Source organism: Psychrobium sp. 1_MG-2023 (assembly GCF_030689115.1).
Lineage (GTDB): Bacteria > Pseudomonadota > Gammaproteobacteria > Enterobacterales > Psychrobiaceae > Psychrobium.
Window position 1 is genome coordinate 82,858 of sequence record NZ_JAUYVJ010000012.1, and the last position, 15,884, is coordinate 98,741.

At 39.6% G+C, this 15,884-nt stretch carries 17 protein-coding genes; 8 read left to right on the forward strand and 9 right to left on the reverse strand.

Annotation, left to right across the window (positions count from 1 at the left end; genetic code table 11):
* The first annotated feature begins 189 nt into the window (after positions 1-189).
* The 5 genes from Q8W26_RS08410 (at position 190) to Q8W26_RS08430 (ending at position 3,599) form a co-directional block, all read left to right on the forward strand.
* Complete coding sequence (locus Q8W26_RS08410; protein WP_101215337.1) at positions 190-450, forward strand: DUF2282 domain-containing protein; 261 nt, start codon at positions 190-192, stop codon at positions 448-450.
* A 6-nt stretch (positions 451-456) separates the two neighbouring features.
* Positions 457-1,368 carry a DUF692 domain-containing protein gene (locus Q8W26_RS08415; RefSeq protein ID WP_305473069.1) on the forward strand — a complete coding sequence of 304 codons (912 nt, stop codon included), beginning with the start codon at positions 457-459 and terminating at the stop codon, positions 1,366-1,368.
* Positions 1,365-2,201 (forward strand): DNA-binding domain-containing protein, encoded by an 837-nt coding sequence (locus tag Q8W26_RS08420; protein WP_101215338.1) that lies wholly within the window; start codon positions 1,365-1,367, stop codon positions 2,199-2,201. The genes Q8W26_RS08415 and Q8W26_RS08420 overlap by 4 nt, the downstream gene beginning before the upstream one ends.
* Before the next feature lie 46 nt (positions 2,202-2,247).
* Positions 2,248-2,700: a DoxX family protein gene (locus Q8W26_RS08425; protein WP_101215339.1), complete on the forward strand. Its 453-nt coding sequence runs from the start codon at positions 2,248-2,250 to the stop codon at positions 2,698-2,700.
* Positions 2,701-2,843: 143 nt separating this feature from the next.
* Positions 2,844-3,599 (forward strand): 3-hydroxybutyrate dehydrogenase, encoded by a 756-nt coding sequence (locus tag Q8W26_RS08430; RefSeq protein ID WP_101215340.1) that lies wholly within the window; start codon positions 2,844-2,846, stop codon positions 3,597-3,599.
* A 106-nt stretch (positions 3,600-3,705) separates the two neighbouring features.
* On the opposite strand, the gene Q8W26_RS08435 is transcribed toward Q8W26_RS08430, so the two are convergent.
* Positions 3,706-4,245: an NADPH-dependent FMN reductase gene (locus Q8W26_RS08435; RefSeq protein ID WP_101215341.1), complete on the reverse strand. Its 540-nt coding sequence runs from the start codon at positions 4,243-4,245 to the stop codon at positions 3,706-3,708.
* A 257-nt stretch (positions 4,246-4,502) separates the two neighbouring features.
* Here Q8W26_RS08435 and Q8W26_RS08440 point away from each other — a divergent pair, with 257 nt between their 5' ends.
* Together Q8W26_RS08440 and Q8W26_RS08445 are read left to right on the forward strand one after the other, a co-directional pair.
* Positions 4,503-5,414: a LysR family transcriptional regulator gene (locus Q8W26_RS08440; RefSeq protein WP_101215342.1), complete on the forward strand. Its 912-nt coding sequence runs from the start codon at positions 4,503-4,505 to the stop codon at positions 5,412-5,414.
* A 169-nt stretch (positions 5,415-5,583) separates the two neighbouring features.
* On the forward strand, positions 5,584-6,153 hold the full coding sequence (locus Q8W26_RS08445) for a PEP-CTERM sorting domain-containing protein (RefSeq protein WP_305473074.1): 570 nt from the start codon (positions 5,584-5,586) through the stop codon (positions 6,151-6,153).
* Positions 6,154-6,323: 170 nt separating this feature from the next.
* On the opposite strand, the gene Q8W26_RS08450 is transcribed toward Q8W26_RS08445, so the two are convergent.
* The 4 genes from Q8W26_RS08450 to Q8W26_RS08465 form a co-directional block, all read right to left on the reverse strand.
* On the reverse strand, positions 6,324-6,821 hold the full coding sequence (locus Q8W26_RS08450) for a DUF6702 family protein (protein WP_101215343.1): 498 nt from the start codon (positions 6,819-6,821) through the stop codon (positions 6,324-6,326).
* Positions 6,821-9,289 (reverse strand): M1 family metallopeptidase, encoded by a 2,469-nt coding sequence (locus Q8W26_RS08455; protein WP_101215344.1) that lies wholly within the window; start codon positions 9,287-9,289, stop codon positions 6,821-6,823. Before Q8W26_RS08455 ends, Q8W26_RS08450 begins: the two co-directional genes overlap by 1 nt.
* Positions 9,290-9,406: 117 nt before the next feature.
* Positions 9,407-10,642, reverse strand: coding sequence for an ABC transporter permease (locus Q8W26_RS08460; RefSeq protein ID WP_101215345.1), 1,236 nt, complete (start codon positions 10,640-10,642; stop codon positions 9,407-9,409).
* A 2-nt stretch (positions 10,643-10,644) separates the two neighbouring features.
* On the reverse strand, positions 10,645-11,322 hold the full coding sequence (locus tag Q8W26_RS08465; RefSeq protein WP_101215346.1) for an ABC transporter ATP-binding protein: 678 nt from the start codon (positions 11,320-11,322) through the stop codon (positions 10,645-10,647).
* A 151-nt stretch (positions 11,323-11,473) separates the two neighbouring features.
* On the opposite strand from Q8W26_RS08465, the gene Q8W26_RS08470 reads away from it, so the two are divergent.
* On the forward strand, positions 11,474-12,112 hold the full coding sequence (locus Q8W26_RS08470) for a DUF3299 domain-containing protein (protein ID WP_305473081.1): 639 nt from the start codon (positions 11,474-11,476) through the stop codon (positions 12,110-12,112).
* Between the two features lie 72 nt (positions 12,113-12,184).
* Here Q8W26_RS08470 and Q8W26_RS08475 read toward each other — a convergent pair whose 3' ends face one another.
* The 4 genes from Q8W26_RS08475 to Q8W26_RS08490 form a co-directional block, all read right to left on the reverse strand.
* Positions 12,185-12,748 (reverse strand): carbonate dehydratase, encoded by a 564-nt coding sequence (locus Q8W26_RS08475; RefSeq protein WP_101215347.1) that lies wholly within the window; start codon positions 12,746-12,748, stop codon positions 12,185-12,187.
* Between the two features lie 24 nt (positions 12,749-12,772).
* Positions 12,773-14,107: a dihydroorotase gene (locus Q8W26_RS08480; RefSeq protein ID WP_101215348.1), complete on the reverse strand. Its 1,335-nt coding sequence runs from the start codon at positions 14,105-14,107 to the stop codon at positions 12,773-12,775.
* Positions 14,108-14,120: 13 nt separating this feature from the next.
* Positions 14,121-14,516 (reverse strand): MerC domain-containing protein, encoded by a 396-nt coding sequence (locus Q8W26_RS08485; RefSeq protein WP_101215349.1) that lies wholly within the window; start codon positions 14,514-14,516, stop codon positions 14,121-14,123.
* 122 nt (positions 14,517-14,638) lie between these two features.
* Positions 14,639-15,175 carry a DUF2796 domain-containing protein gene (locus Q8W26_RS08490; RefSeq protein WP_101215350.1) on the reverse strand — a complete coding sequence of 179 codons (537 nt, stop codon included), beginning with the start codon at positions 15,173-15,175 and terminating at the stop codon, positions 14,639-14,641.
* Positions 15,176-15,884 lie beyond the last annotated feature (709 nt).

Here is a 15,884-nt window from a genome sequence, read left to right on the forward strand (position 1 = left end):
TTATATGAAAGTTTTTCTTTGTTCGCAGGTCTTGTTAGATAGGTTAGATATTTACATTTTTCACAAAAGCCAGATCAACGTTTGTCTTGAGTGACTGTTGCTTTGAAGAGTCATGTTGAATGATGTTGATGTTTTATCTACAAACTCTACTCCAATAAATTATAAGCAATTAATGCAAAGGAAAATATTATGAATAAAGTATTAGTTAATGGCGCTGTAGCAGCCGCAATCACCCTAGCAGCAGTAGCAGCCCCTGAAGCTGAAGCAAGAGGAAAAATGGAAAAATGTTACGGTGTAGCTAAAGCTGGACAAAATGATTGTGCCGCTGGTCCTGGTACATCATGTGCTGGAACATCGGTAAAAGATGGGCAAGGTGATGCTTGGATGTATGTCGCAAAAGGTACTTGTGAAAAAATTGTTGGCGGCAGCTTAAAGCCTAAAAAAGCGTAATCTAAGATGCTAATCGCGTCTGATACTAAACCTATGCCTGCGCGTGCAGGCGTTGGTTTAAAGCCACAACATGTGGACGCTATTTTGTCGCAGCGTCCTGATATTGGCTGGTTTGAAATCCATGCTGAAAATTACATGGGCAAGGGTGGGATAATGCATCATCACCTTCAAGCTGTGTCTGAACATTATCCGTTGTCGATTCATGGTATCGGTTTGTCTTTAGGCTCAGAAGAAGGCCTAGTAGCGAATCATTTAGCTGCATTAAAACAGCTTGTTGAGCGCTATCAACCCAGATTAGTTTCTGAGCATTTATCTTGGAGTCAGCACCAGCAAGTGGCATTAAATGATTTGTTACCTGTTCCTTATACTCAAGAGGCGTTGGACGTGTTTTGTCGCAACATTGATCAAACGCAGACGATACTCGAACGACAAATCCTCATTGAAAACCCATCGAGTTATTTTACGTTAAAGCAACAAGATTACAGTGAACATGAATTTTTGGTCAGGGTCGCCCAACAAGCTGGTTGCGGTATTTTACTCGATGTTAATAACGTTTATGTTAGTGCCTGTAATCACGGCTTTGACGCTTATGATTATATTCGCTCTATACCCGCTGTGCTGGTTGGTGAGATCCATTTAGCCGGTCATTCCGTTCAATCAATCTTATCGGGAGAAGTGCGAATAGATGATCACGGTTCTAAGGTGTGCCGTGAAGTGTGGGAGCTTTATCAATTTACTTTGACACATGTTGGAGCAAGACCAACTCTTATCGAGTGGGATACTAATGTGCCCGAATGGGCAACACTCTATGAGCAAGCGCAGCTAGCTCAACACATCCTTGAGCAATATACTCTTGCAACAACCAGCCCTGATAAGTCGATTTTAGTGCACCCATTAAATACTTCGAGGCTGGTATGAGTAAAATTAAATTAGCTGAATTTCAGGGGCGTTTTAAACAACTTCTATTAAGTCCTGTCATTGAAGCTGACGCGAATGATTTCTTGGGCTTAATTCAAGAGCACTATAGCGATGATGATGATTTTATTGAAGCTAAATTACGTTTAGCGATTTATCGCAATAATGTTATTCATTCGTTGATGACTGCTTTAGGAGAGCTATACCCGGTGGTTAAGCGTTTAATTGGTGATGACTGTTTTAACCATGCAGCGCGGAAATTTGTCCGTAATACCCCCCCTGCGCAAGCCGCCTTAGTCTTTTATGGTCAAGAGTTCAGTGAATTTATCAAAACATTTACTCCTTGTATTGAGTTGGAGTTTTTAGCTGATGTTGCAGCGCTTGAGTTTTTTGTTAATCAAGCCTATCACAGCGGAGATAGTGTGTTGTTTGACCCTGCAACTCTTAGTGAGGTTGCTCCTGAGCAGTTAGGTAATATTACATTTTCATTAATACCTTCGGTGACATTAATGCGCTCTGACTGGCCTATTGATAGCATCTGGCATGAAAACTTGAAAGTGCAACCAGAATTAGTTGATTTAAGTGAAAGCCAGCCTTGCTCTTTAATGGTGTACCGACGTGATATGCAAGTTGAAGTGGTCAATTTAGACCCGAACTGCTTTCTCTTCTTAAGTCGATTACAACAAGGATTACCTATCTCTGTTGCTTGGAGCGAAGCAGTAGGAGATGCAAAAAAGCAGGGAAGGGAGCTCCCAGACCACGAGCTTAGTTCAATGCTCGGATACTTATTCGGATTGTCGATATTTAGTCGCTTTTCCTTATCATCGGAATATTGACCTTTTAACTATTTTAAAAATAAAATTTTAGCTGTAGGAGCGTCCAATGAACGCGATAAATACAAAAATTAATAACCTTTTTTCAAAAATCCCCCACGATATTATCAGCCTAATAGCCCGTATTGCTGTCGCTATGGTGTTTTGGCGCAGTGCCCAAACCAAGTTTAGTGGTTGGGAGTTTTTGGGACAGAAATGGCAGTTTTTTAATTTAAATGATTCAACATTTATGCTGTTTGAGTACGAGTATGCTTTACCTGTTTTACCGCCTGAAATCGCCGCTTATTTAGCGACCTTTGGTGAGTTCTTTTTGTCGTTAGCACTATTGTTTGGTTTTTTAACGCGGTTAAGTGCTTTGGGGTTAATAGTTATGACGGCAGTGATTCAAATATTTGTTTACCCAGAAGCTTGGCCAACGCATATATTGTGGTTTGCTCCCTTACTTTACTTAGTGAAAGAGGGCGGTGGCATAGCCTCTTTAGATAAACTAATATTCAAGTAAAGCCTATCGGGTTCGAGTGTTAACTCGTTTGTCTAATTAATCAATGGGTTACGTTGTAGTGGTACCATAGTATTAGGCAATAAATTAGTTGTTCAAAAAATAGGTATGTTATGGTTTAGCAAACTTTTTGTAAGGACTAAATAATGGCTAAAGTGGCAATAGTAACGGGCGGGGCAAGTGGTATTGGCTATGCGGTAGCACAATCATTAATTGAAAGTGATCATGTGGTAGTGATCGCTGATTTAAATGAGGAAGTAGGCGCAAAAGCAGCAAAAGAGCTTAACTGTTATTTTATTCAAGCGGATTTATCGCAGCAACAAGATAATAAACGACTTGTTGAGCAAACTGTTGAACAGTTTGGGCGCGTTGATATCTTAGTTAACAATGCTGGTTTTCAGCATGTTTGTAGCGTGGAAGAGTTTCCTGAGCAAACGTGGAATACAATGATTAGTGTCATGCTAACCTCGCCATTTTTGTTAACAAAGTATTGTTGGCCTTACATGAAAAAACAGAACTGGGGACGTGTCGTTAATATTGCTTCAGTGCATGGTCAAGTCGCTTCTCCTTTTAAAGCGGCTTACATCGCTGCTAAACATGGTTTAGTTGGATTAACTAAAACCAGTGCTTTAGAAGGCGGTGAGTGTGGTATTACCGTTAATACTATTTGTCCTGCGTATGTGAGAACGCCATTGGTTGATAAGCAAATTGCTGATCAAGCGGCTAATCATGACATTGAACCAGATGAAGTGATCACTAAAATCATGTTAAAGAATGCGGCAATCAAACGTATGATTGATCCTGAAGAGATTGGTCAGTTGGTTAATTACGTAGTGAGTGATGCCGCGAGATCGTTTACGGGATCAAACCTGACGATTGATCTTGGGTGGACAGCTCAATAGATCGCAATTTAGTTATTGAAAAAGTCAACGCTGAAGTGTCCCCTAAAAGAAGGGCACTTTTCAAGCGTTGGCTTTTTTATTGCGATGGTTTTGACGTTCGGTGATTTTAAGCGACGACTGGTACTGGCAGTGTAGCCACAGCGGCTTGCAACTGTTGCGCTAGCTCTTCATTTCTTAGTGTGCCTGTGTCTGTGTCAAAGTTGTCATAAAAGCTTGGTACAGACAAGCTCGCTGTAACATTACCAGCAAAGTGAGGTGCAGAAGCAACAGCAGCACTTAATACTGTTTTAGCGCCACCAGGACCCGGTGATGTTGCTAAGAAGACTAATGGCTTATTTTGATAAAGGCCACGCTCAACGCGTGAAGTCCAATCGAATAAATTTTTAAATGCGGCGCTGTAGTGGCCGTTATGCTCAGCGAAACCGATGATGATGGCGTCTGCTTGACCCAGCTTATTGTAAAAGTCTTGAGCTAATTGTGGCTGGCCTAATTCTTTTTCACGATCTTCGCTAAAGATCGGCATTTCATAATCGTTGATGTCTAATGTTTCAACTTGGGCACCAGGAATTAGGCTTGCTGCATGTTGAGCTAATTGTTGGTTGATAGAGTTTCTGCTGTTGCTTGCGGCAAATGCTAATACTTTCATGTTAATTCCTCTTTTTCCTAGTTTACTCAGGATGAACTATTTGAATGGCTATTTTTAACGTTTGTGTTACAGGAGGCTGCAAGTTCAATTTCTTTAATTTGTACTTGATAGTAAGCCAAGTCCTTTAACCGTTGAATTAAGGTAACTATAAAGGGAGTAATGGTAAAGATTAATAGCTTATTAATTGAAACACTGTTTCCATATGACTCCTAATAATGTAACTTTTGTTTTTTTATATTCAAATAAGGCTCAATCCCGTGGTAGATAAAAAGCAAGATACAAAGCTGTTTGATGGAGTCGTGATTTTTACCAAAGTGATTCAGCATCAAACTTTTTCCGCGGCTGCAGAAGCTACAGGACACTCAACGTCTTATATCAGCAAAGAAATAAACAAGTTAGAAGCAAGATTAGGGGTGCGGTTATTAAATCGAACTACGCGTACTTTGAGTTTAACCCCTGAAGGGGAATCTTATTATAATCAATGCCAGCAATTGGTATTTGACGCAGCGCACGCTGTATCAAATTTGAATCTTGGTAGGGTTGAGCCAAAAGGTCTATTGAAAGTAAGTTGCCCAACATCTTTTGGTCACTCACATTTACAGCCAATATTGTCTGAGTATTTAAGATTATATCCCGAAGTGAGTTTAGAGTTAGATTTTAATGACCGCAAGGTGGATTTAATTGAAGAAGGTTACGACCTAGCAATTAGAGCTGCTATGAGCCTTGAAGACTCGAGTCTGATTTGCAAGAAGATTAGAGATTATCGAGGCTATACGGTGGCTTCGCCGCAGTACCTTGAATACAACGGTCGGCCTCGGACGCCCTATGAACTTATTAAGCATCGGTGCATGGGCTATAGTAATCATAAACAGCCTAATCGATGGGTATTCGAGAACCAAGAAGACAAAAAGGTTGAAGTTGATGTACCTCTAAGTATTTTATGTAATAGCGCAGAAGTATCATTGGCGATGGTGCTCGATGGACACGGTATTTGCCGCCTGCCAGAGTTTTACATGGAGCAGCAACTCGCTAATGGCGAAGTCGAGGTGTTATTTGAAGAGTATCATGCGCAGGTTATTAGCGTTTATGCGCTATACCCAAGTCGTAAGCATCTTTCACCCAAAGTAAAATGTTTTATAGAACTATTGTTAGAGCGGTTAGGGCAGTAATAAATTAGGTCTTATATTTGTTGATTGAATCTTGGTTGTCAGTATATTTTACAAAGTGACAATGTTAGTTTTTTTATTCTTTTTAATTTATTGATAAATAATGGCTTTTCGTTTTGGTTTGAAAATTGCTAACTAAACGAAATACCATGACAAACTCAAAAGGGTAATTATGACAAAATTAATCTACATAGTGATGTTGGCGGTGGCAGTTTTTAGTTTTAATTCTCATGCATCCTTGATAACAGATGAAGTTTTTCTATCTTGTGAGCAAGATTCAGGAGGGACTGATCCCGCTTGTGAAGGTAATGGGCTTATGTCGTCTATTGTCGGAGCGGGCGTAGAGTATCCTGATTATTTTAACTTTCAGAATTCTATATCTATAGACGTAGGCGACAACTCTATTTCAGTTTCATTTGAGAATGGACCTTATTGTGGCTGGTTTACTTGTGATGGTTCGGGATACTTAACATTTGAACTCACCAGCTTAGATTGGGTTGGTATGCCGTCTGGGTTTATATCTGGACTTGATGTCAGCACAAATATGTCAGGAATTCTTACGAGTTTTGCAGCGCATAGCGTGAAGTTCGAGCTACCTGAAACTCAAGTGACTAATGATATGTTTCTTGATATTGGTTTAATTACACAGCATGGGGAAACTCTAGCTGTTCCAGAGCCTTCTACTCTTGCTATTTTTGCTTTAGGGATGATTGGTTTAATATCTTACAGATTTAAAACATAACTTGAGTCTTCATTTTTTATTGTGTGAGTCTGGATATATTGTGTCGAGGCTTTCCTAAAGAAGAAAAAAGACCTCAACACGGAGTATTGAGGTCTTTTTAATTAATGGTGTCGACAATAGGGGTTAAACTACTAACCCATGTACTAGCTAGTATATTACCTACTGGCTAATTAGAATCTCGTTATTAACCAGTCTCTATTTTCACTGAAGTATAAAGTTCGTACCTTACCTTTACCTTCAATATTGACCATATTAATCTGTGTTGGCCAAAGTTCACGTAAAGCACCATTAAACAGCTTTACACCATTAAGTGTGTTGGGAATGGCAGTTTCCTGATAAACCCAGAAGAACTTTCCTTCAACTTCATAACCGACACTGGCTAGTGGCAGAGCTTTATTACTCAACGTGTGAACAAGAAACTGTTTGGCGACATAATTGGCAAACTGTTGCTGCGTTTTTTTTGAATCTAAAATATCAGCGTGTTTATCAAATAATGACTGTACCGCATGTTCTGTATCATGAAGATAAAATCGATGCGCCACTTCCAGTTGGCCTGAATTTTTGTTGAATAATACGGTTGTTTCCGCTGCCTTTTGCTGATGAGCAAAGGTTACTGAAGGTGTACTCAAGCAAACAACAGTGATTAAAAATAATAAACTTTTGAACATTAGTTACCTTCTTTCTCATCTAGATCGTCAGCAGGCTTAAGCTCCGTTTTAATATCCTGCATAATATCGCGATGCACTTTTCCTTTGCGTTTCTTGGCTTTAAATGCCTCAACACGTGAAGGAATAATTTGGCGAGGGTAATGGTTATTTTCTACATTAACATCCGCTGTTTCCCAGCCTGGATCGACAACGACACTAGCTAGCTCTTTGTTCTTTTCTGTTACGACCAACTTGCGCACGTGTTTTGGGGTACGACGCCAGATTTCAGCAGGAATGTATTGGCTCTCTTTAGTGCCATCTTTGTAAGTCAGCTCTAAGAGAATAGGCATAACCAATCCACCGACATTAGAAAATTCCAAAACGTAGTAGTTTTTATCTTCTTTTAAGGCGCGCTCTAAGGCTCTTCGCTCCCATGGTTTTAACCCTTTCAAAAATTTATTGTATTTATTACGTTCTTTGTTAGTTACTGTAAAGCGGTCATTGTCATCGTAGAAATCTGTGACATCAGGGTTTTGGTCAATCCATAGCTCTTTACCTTCTGCTTTATTGCGTTCAACAAATAGCGATGATGGCTTATCTAATTCAATTTGGCGTAAACGGCCATAATCAATATCTGGATTGTGTGTATCTAAGCGCATTTGGTAGACTTTATCGACTGAGATATCAACATGATCAGTTGAGTAGAACCAACCACGCCAGAACCAATCTAAATCAACCCCTGAGGCTTCTTCCATTGTACGGAAAAAGTCAGAAGGAGTAGGGCGTTTGAACTTCCAGCGCTGTGAGTATTCTTTAAACGCAAAATCAAACAACTCGCGACCTAAAATGACTTCACGTAAAATGTTTAACGCCGCAGCAGGTTTTGTATAAGCATTAGGGCCTAAACGTAATACACTGTCCGATTGCGTCATAATAGGCACTTGATTTTGAGATTTCATGTAGCCCGTGATATCTCGAGGTTCAACACCCCATGGAATTGTAGGATCCCACTCGCGACCAGCAACCCCGTCTAAGAAACTATTTAGACCTTCATCCATCCATGTCCATTGACGTTCGTCTGAGTTCACAATCATTGGGAAATAAATATGGCCAACTTCATGAATAACAACACCAATTAAAAAGCGTTTTTCGGCTTGGGAGTATGTACGAGAACCATCTTTTTGTAGCTCAGTACGTGGGCCATTAAAGGTGATCATCGGATATTCCATCCCACCTACGGGGCCATTCACTGATTGAGCTGTCGGGTAAGGGTAATCAAAAGAGTAGCGTGAATAAACGTCCATCGTATGAATCACTGACTCTGTTGAGTATTTTTTCCAGAGATCACCACCTTCTTTAGGGTAGAATGACATAGCCATCACGAATGGCATATCGTCTCCCCCTTGTTGGTAGCCCTTAGCGTCCCAGATAAATTTACGTGATGAAGCCCAAGCAAAATCACGCACGTTCTCGGCTTTAAATTTCCAAGTTTTACGTTTGTTAGTGCCTTCTTTTTCGTTCTCAAGCGCCTCTTCTTCTGTCACAACAAATACTGAGCGTTTAGCTGTTTTAGCTTTTTCTAGTCGTTTACGTTGTGTTCTAGTGAGTACGTCTTTAGGGTTAGTGAGAATACCTGTTGAGCTAACAATATGATCAGCAGGTACTTCTATTTCCACTTCGTAATCACCAAACTCTAACGTAAACTCACCTCGGCCTAAAAATTCTTTGTTATTCCAACCTTCATAATCAGTATAAGCATGAAGACGAGGGAACCACTGTGCGAGTAAGAAAATGTCGTTGCCGCCTTTGCGGGCATCTTTTTCAAAGTGCTCATAACCAGATCGAGCTGATACAGCATCTTCTTCAACAATGTTGAATGCAAAATCAATAGAAAACTTTACCGCATCGCCAGACTTTAACGGTTTAGGTAAATCGATACGCATTTGTGTGCCAACGACCGTAAAGTCTAGCTTGTTGCCTCGACTATCTTTGATTGCACTGATCTCGTAACCTAATTCATTATCTGCAACGAAGTGTTGACGGCGTAATTCCCCTAAACTAATTTTGGCAGGTGTTGTTGCATCGCCCGCTTTAGTATAAGGGCCACGACGGCCAATGCCACCAAAGTTGTTAGCGGCATTAGCGATGGAGTCTTCTCTGAAAATATTTTGGTCGAGCTGTACCCAAAGGTACTTTAAGCGATAGGGAGAGTTATTTTGGTAAGTAATTTTCTCACTCCCGCTAAGGCGTCGCTTCTCTTCATCAAGAGAAACCTTAATTTTATAATCTACCTGTTGCTGCCAGTAATTTTCTCCGGGTTCACCTGCTGCATTTCGGTAAACATTAGGAGTTGGGAGCACTTCTTCAAGTTGACGAAATTTGTCTTCAAAGTCTCCTTTGGTTTGTTGAATTGCTGTTGCATTAACGGATGACACTATGGATAGTGGCAAAACCAATGCCGCAAATGTTTTTAATATATTGATTTTCATTTGTTTCATTTCTTATGTTGTTTTAATTGATGGGGTAAGATTAGCGTTTAAAAATCAGTTCGCAGTTAATATCAAGCTGATGCTCATGGTATTCCAACTTTAAAGTAACGGTAGGTATTAAACATGGCACTTCTTAGCTCCTTTAAGTGCTGGTGGAATAGCTGCAATAAATGTCAGTAAAAAAAGCCCGATGATTATTTGGCTATGGCTAGTTGAAGTGAAATGAGAGGCTATAGTGATACCGTAATTGCTTAGAATATATTCTTGGGCAACTGACAGGGTAAGATTTAACCCTATTATTGCAATAAGCGCGCTGAGTAATGCAATGAGCATTGCTTCAAATTCAACAAGTAAGAAAATAAAACCAGATGAAGCACCAATCGTTCTTAACAGTTTGATTTCGGGCTCTCGCTCCTTGAGTGAAGATAGCAATGTCGCACTAAGTCCTAATAAAGAAGAAATAATAATAAATAGCGTGATTAAGCCTAATGCATTATCAAAGACTGACATGGTTTGCCACAATTGAGATAGTGCAACACCAGGTAGGATAGCGCTCAATGGTTCATTCTTATTGGTGTTTATTGTGCGCTGAAAATTAAATACAGCCATTTTTGATTTAAGCCCAATCATTATCGCAGTGATAGATTTTGGCTTGAGATACGTTGCTTGTGTTAATGCTAATTCAGGTGTTTTAGCTAAACGTTTAATCGCTAGCGGGTTTGTCATGTGGACAGCTTCTAACCCTTGTAAACTTACGTGCAAAGTGTGATCTACTGGTGTTCCTGTTGCCTTTAGAATGCCAATTACATTAAATGGCAACTTATCATGTTTAATAAAACTAGTATGACCAATACCGTGGGAGAGGACGACTCTGTCTCCTATTTTATAGCCAAGTTTGTTCGCTACGCTTGCTCCTAACACTAAATCAAAAACACTTTCGAATTTTCTTCCATGCCTGAAATGTAACTGTTGCTGATTACCATGACGAAAAAAGTCAAAATAACTTGGAGTCGTTCCTATCACTCGGTATCCCTGATGAGAGTCACCCAAAGAGATAGGTACAGCCCAATCTACAGTATTGTGTTGAGACAGGTTTTGGTATGACTGCCAGCTAATATTATTAGTTGGGTCACCTATTCTAAATACTGAATAGAGTAATAAGTTTAAGCTGCTTGTTCGGGTGCCAACGATCAGATCAACACCGGAAACACTATTTGTAAAACTTGATTTTGTCTGATCTCGAAGGTGTTCAACGCCCAGCAAAATAAAAATACCAATACTGACGGTCACGATAGTTAATAGTATAGAAGCCTTGCGATATATCAGACTTTTTATAGCTAAACGAATAAGCATTTTTATTGTTCTTTTTTGCTGTTAATCTGAGAAAATTCGTGAACATGATTAAAGTGATGTTTTAGCCTGGTATCATGACTTACAAATAGTAGGGTCGTGTGGTGCTCTTTACAGAGAGTGGATAATTGTGACATAAAATTATTTGTGCTTACTTCATCTAAGGCAGAAGTTGGTTCATCAGCAATTAATAGTTGAGGGCTATTAACAAAAGCCCGAGCAATCGCAATTCTTTGTTGTTGACCAACACTCAGCATACCAACTGGCCGAGACCAATCGTCACTTTTAATATTTAAATCGCTCAGTAAGTAATGTATTTTATCTCTAACTTTTGTGGTTTTTTTTCTAGATGAAAAGTGATGAGCTAACTGTATGTTCTCTTCGGCATTTAGATAGTTAATCAAGTTAAACTGTTGAAATATATAACCGATATTATTAGCTCTAAAGCGATTCCTCTGATGGCTATTCATTTTATCAAGCGACTCACCTAAGACAGAAACCGTTCCAGTAGTAGGTTTTAATATCCCGCCGATTATATTTAATAGTGTAGATTTTCCACAGCCTGAAGGCCCATAGATAAATTGTCTGTCCCCGACAGTAGTCGACCATGAATCTATACTTAGTATATTTTTCTGGGTTGCCTTTGAATAACAAAACTCGACATTGTTTAGTTGGATAGACATTACTAGTAATTACTTGCTAAAAAATGTTACATTATCACAATTGTTATATTATAACAATTTGAAGGGGTTTGGTTGTACATAACTTTAAGTCAAGAGCTCATTTGTATCTCTTTTTGTTATAAATGTATTAATAGCTAAGGGTAAGAAATAAATGAAAACCTTGATGGTATGTTGTTTGTTAGTGCTTCTGCTGGGGTGCGGGAAACCTAATGTTGAGCTTAACAATGCGGACTCGTCGTTAACCAAAGGTACAGCTAACCTCAAGGTGAATGCCGATAACGTTGAGATTACTTATCAGGAAGTAGACTGGACTGAGTTAATTCCTAAAACTGATTTAGATGCTTTACTCAACCCTCCTGATTATATTACACAGGTGGTTGATGGCTCGCTTGAAGATCAAATCTCCAGTGCATTACAGAATTTAAATCAGGCGAAAAGTCAAAATGAAAGCCCCTACGAGCAAGCATTACTATCGACCAATATCATTGAAGCTATGGATGACAAGCATATAGAAATCCCTGGCTTTGTAGTGCCCGTTGAGTTTACTAGTGAGCAGGTGATAAAAAGCTTTTTCTTAGTCCCGTATTTTGGAGCGTGCCTTCATATGCCACCACCGCCGCCTAACCAAATTATTTTTGTCCAAGCTGAGCAGGATTTTGTGCTAGAGAGACTTTATGAACCTGTCATTGTATTTGGTCGGTTGAAAACAGAGTTATTTGAAGATCAAGTGGCTACTTCTGCTTACACAATGAAGTTAGACTCTATCAAAATGTATTATGAGACAGAGTAACTTGCATTCTTGTTAAGGTGTTTGACACCAAGGGCACTAACCTCACTCTTGGTATCGAACGTGCTACGTAAGCTAGTTATTGTCGTCTTCTAACTTTTTATAACCTTTTACCAATGTATGATTTGCAGCAACGACTGATGCCGAAAAGTCTCGATATTCAGGTGTCAATTCGGGTAACGATGCTAAATTAAATGCTGGCTCAATACACGTTAAGGGCGGTACATGAACGGCTTTAGTTAAATTCACATTGTCTACCACACAGTTGTGTCTAATCACCGTATTATCAGCAATGTTTGTTCGGAAAACGACACTATTGAAACCAATAAATACGTTTTCACCGATGACGCACGGGCCATGTACGATTGCGCGATGAGCTACCGATGAGCTTTTACCGATTGTCACTTGTGTCCGTGCAAGTGCGTGTATGACAACACCATCTTGGATATTTGAGTCTTGATGAATAGTTATAGGTGAAACATTACCTTGTTGATCAACTTCATCAGCTCTAATTACCGCATATGGGCCGACAAATACATTATCCTCGATGATAACATGACCACAAATAAGTGCTGTCGGGTCAATAAAAGCACTGGCTGATACCTGTGGGTATTGGCCTGAAGGGTTTTTTCTTAACATGATGATTGCATACTCCCGTCAATATTAATGTGAAAATAACAGTCTTTGTGCTGCATTAGTTTGTTCGATAATGTTTTGTCCATCATAAACTTGCTGGCCATTAACCCAGGTACTAATGACTTTCGAAGAAAAAGTATGGCCATTAAACGGCGTCCAACCACAAAGGTATCGACTATTATTGTGCTGGGTTAATGTTTCTCCCTGCGGATCGATTAATACTAAATCGGCAAAGTAGCCCTCACGAATATATCCTCGTTCCATGATCTTGTATCTGGTTGCGGGATTATGTGCAACCTTTTCTACAAGTTGTGCCATTGTTAAACGCTTATGTTTGACATGGTCAAGCAAAGTTAAAAGGGCACTCTCAACTAAGGGTAAACCAGCGGGGGCTTGTAAATAATCTGTTTGTTTTTCAGCTAAAGTATGTGGGGCATGATCAGTGGCAATGATATCTATTTGTCCGGTTTGCAAAGCTTGAAGCAGAGCTTGTTGGTCCTCCTCAGTTTTTATTGAGGGGTTACATTTAATCAAATTACCTAATGTTGAGTAATCTTTATCGTTAAACCATAAATGATGAACACACGCCTCTGCGGTGATACTTTTGCCAGCAATAGGGCCTGATGAAAATAAACTTAGCTCCTTTGCTGTTGTAATATGTAAGACGTGTAATTGAGTATTATACTTTTTAGCTAAATTAACAGCATAAGAAGAGGAGGCGAAACAGGCTTCTTCGTCTCGGATTAGAGGGTGATCTTCAATGGTGATGTTAGACTTGGCGCGTTTTAGGCGTGCTAAGTTTTGATCAATAATGGGGCTACTTTCGCAATGGGTCACTATCAACGTGGGGCAATGCTGGAAAATCTGCTCTAGGGCTTGGGGGTGCTCAACTAATAAGTCACCCGTTGAAGCCCCCATAAAGACTTTTACGCCACAATGTTTTGCCGGATCAAGCGCTTTAATTTGTTCAAGGTTAGATTCAGTTGCACCTAAATAGAACGAATAGTTAGCAAGGGATGCTTGCTCAGCAATTGTAAATTTAGCCTCTAAAGCTTCGATAGACGTTGTGGCTGGATTGACATTAGGCATTTCCATATAGCTGGTAATACCGCCCGCTACAGCGGCTCTAGATTCGCTAGCAATGCTCCCTTTATGAGTTAACCCTGGCTCACGAAAATGAACTTGATCATCGATCATTCCAGGTAGCAGGTAGCAGCCGTGAGCATTAAAAATATTGTCATCCTTTAACGCGGTAATGTGAGGTTCAATTTGTTCAATTCGAGTCCCATTAATTAGAACGTCTGCAACAAATTCTTGACCCTCATTGATTATGATAGCCTGTTTTATCAATGTTCTTTGCATAGCGGTCTTTTTCCTAATGTGAGTGGCTTTTTGATGTTTTCGATAATTTGTAATTTTGTAAGTGGGCGAAGGCGATAATAACGGTTCCTATAGTTGTTAGTACTTTCTCTCCCATTGCTCCTAATTGACTTTCACCATATGTAACCGCTACAACTAGCGCGACTAACCCCAAGCCACCATAGAAGGCAACAGACAGCTGATTATGTTGTTTACAACCCATAATGAGGGCCGCGATGCTGATTGGAAGAACGCACAAAAGGAGTAATGCATGAAAAAGTTCTTGATTGATTGCTGTAATAGCAATAACAGGAAAAAGCACTAAAAAAACAGGAAGTGCAAGGCAGTGAATTAAACAGAGTATTGATAAAGCGATAGCTGACTTATCTAGCGATGTTGTGACAATTTTCATTTTGATTTCCTATCAGGGTAGAGTTAAGGCGGTTGGCGTAATAAATATGCTTATTTTTGTTCCCGTTATAGAAGCTGTTCTGGCTTTCTCTTTCTATATTTTTTGCGCATGGAGAAGTAGGCTCAATAGAGCATTAACGTTGTGTTTTTTGTGTTGAGTTGTTCCGCTCCTTGATTGGAGGGGGTGATCCACATCGCGTTAATGTTTTTGAGTGTAGGGAAATGCTTAAATAGCTTGAGTGTTACCGAGGTAGCCTCTATCGAACGGTGGCACTTTAATTGATAATTCACAATAATGTCTTTATGCGCGTGAGCATGTTGATGTCGGCCATTGTTCATTATTTGGCTAGTGTCAATATTTAGTGCTTGTATTTGGCAATCACTGCCGTTGAATTGAAAAATGTTGGAATGAACTTCCAGAAGTTGTTTTACATCAGCAATTTTTTTAAATTCCAGTAGTGTCGTTGGTTGGTGTTCAAAACCAAGTAAACTTTCAGCAGGGGAGATTAACTTGAAGTCTATTTTATCGTGTTCTACTGCTAGCATTAACTGTGCCTGACCGTGTACATGAGCCTTGAGTTCATTTGACAAAGCGGCGTGAGAAGTGGTGATGAAGAATAATGCGCTAATGATACTTGCTGATAATAAAAGTTTAGACATAAGGTTTGAATACTAGTAATAGGGTAAATAAGTTAATTTTAAAGCTTGGTTATTAGCCACAAATTGTTATGTTATAACATAACAATTTGTGGCTGTAAATTATTGCCCAGCTCTGCGATTAGTTATTTTTCACTCTATTGATATGCCTATAGTTAAGTGTTTAGTTCTTAAAGGCTTTCAGAATGTGACACTATAGGCGCTTTATGTGGCTCCTTGAGATCGTTATCGCGATGAAATGATTCATAGTTTTAAGTTTTAGGCTGCAATCTAAAGGGAGGTCCTGAATAAAAGAACTTCAGGACGACTGAAGTTATTGTAGGGCTTTATTCAAGATTCAAGACGAAAAAAAACCTCAACACAAAGTGATGAGGTTCTCTTAATGAATGGTGCCGACTGCCGGAGTCGAGCTGCCAAACTCTGCTTAGTTACTGATTCAAGGTTTTTGTACTATGAATAAGCTTAAAGAGGGGTCCAGAAGTTATTGAGGGCTTTATTCAAGACGAAAAAAAACCTCAACACAAAGTGATGAGGTTCTCTTAATGAATGGTGCCGACTGCCGGAGTCGAGCTGCCAAACTCTGCTTAGTTACTGATTCAAGGTTTTTGTACTATGAATAAGCTTAAAGAGGGGTCCAGAAGTTATTGAGGGCTTTATTCAAGACGAAAAAAAACCTCAACACAAAGTGATGAGGTTCTCTTAATGAATGGTG

Excerpts from the sequence above, each read along its gene's own strand:
- Q8W26_RS08480 (WP_101215348.1), bottom strand. The coding sequence starts at position 14,107 with ATGCAAAGAACATTGATAAAACAGGCTATCATAATCAATGAGGGTCAA.
- Q8W26_RS08485 (WP_101215349.1), bottom strand. The coding sequence starts at position 14,516 with ATGAAAATTGTCACAACATCGCTAGATAAGTCAGCTATCGCTTTATCA.
- Q8W26_RS08465 (WP_101215346.1), bottom strand. The coding sequence starts at position 11,322 with ATGTCTATCCAACTAAACAATGTCGAGTTTTGTTATTCAAAGGCAACC.
- Q8W26_RS08445 (WP_305473074.1), top strand. The coding sequence starts at position 5,584 with ATGACAAAATTAATCTACATAGTGATGTTGGCGGTGGCAGTTTTTAGT.
- Q8W26_RS08460 (WP_101215345.1), bottom strand. The coding sequence starts at position 10,642 with ATGCTTATTCGTTTAGCTATAAAAAGTCTGATATATCGCAAGGCTTCT.
- Q8W26_RS08450 (WP_101215343.1), bottom strand. The coding sequence starts at position 6,821 with ATGTTCAAAAGTTTATTATTTTTAATCACTGTTGTTTGCTTGAGTACA.
- Q8W26_RS08430 (WP_101215340.1), top strand. The coding sequence starts at position 2,844 with ATGGCTAAAGTGGCAATAGTAACGGGCGGGGCAAGTGGTATTGGCTAT.
- Q8W26_RS08410 (WP_101215337.1), top strand. The coding sequence starts at position 190 with ATGAATAAAGTATTAGTTAATGGCGCTGTAGCAGCCGCAATCACCCTA.
- Q8W26_RS08420 (WP_101215338.1), top strand. The coding sequence starts at position 1,365 with ATGAGTAAAATTAAATTAGCTGAATTTCAGGGGCGTTTTAAACAACTT.
- Q8W26_RS08475 (WP_101215347.1), bottom strand. The coding sequence starts at position 12,748 with ATGTTAAGAAAAAACCCTTCAGGCCAATACCCACAGGTATCAGCCAGT.
- Q8W26_RS08470 (WP_305473081.1), top strand. The coding sequence starts at position 11,474 with ATGAAAACCTTGATGGTATGTTGTTTGTTAGTGCTTCTGCTGGGGTGC.
- Q8W26_RS08415 (WP_305473069.1), top strand. The coding sequence starts at position 457 with ATGCTAATCGCGTCTGATACTAAACCTATGCCTGCGCGTGCAGGCGTT.
- Q8W26_RS08490 (WP_101215350.1), bottom strand. The coding sequence starts at position 15,175 with ATGTCTAAACTTTTATTATCAGCAAGTATCATTAGCGCATTATTCTTC.
- Q8W26_RS08435 (WP_101215341.1), bottom strand. The coding sequence starts at position 4,245 with ATGAAAGTATTAGCATTTGCCGCAAGCAACAGCAGAAACTCTATCAAC.
- Q8W26_RS08455 (WP_101215344.1), bottom strand. The coding sequence starts at position 9,289 with ATGAAAATCAATATATTAAAAACATTTGCGGCATTGGTTTTGCCACTA.
- Q8W26_RS08425 (WP_101215339.1), top strand. The coding sequence starts at position 2,248 with ATGAACGCGATAAATACAAAAATTAATAACCTTTTTTCAAAAATCCCC.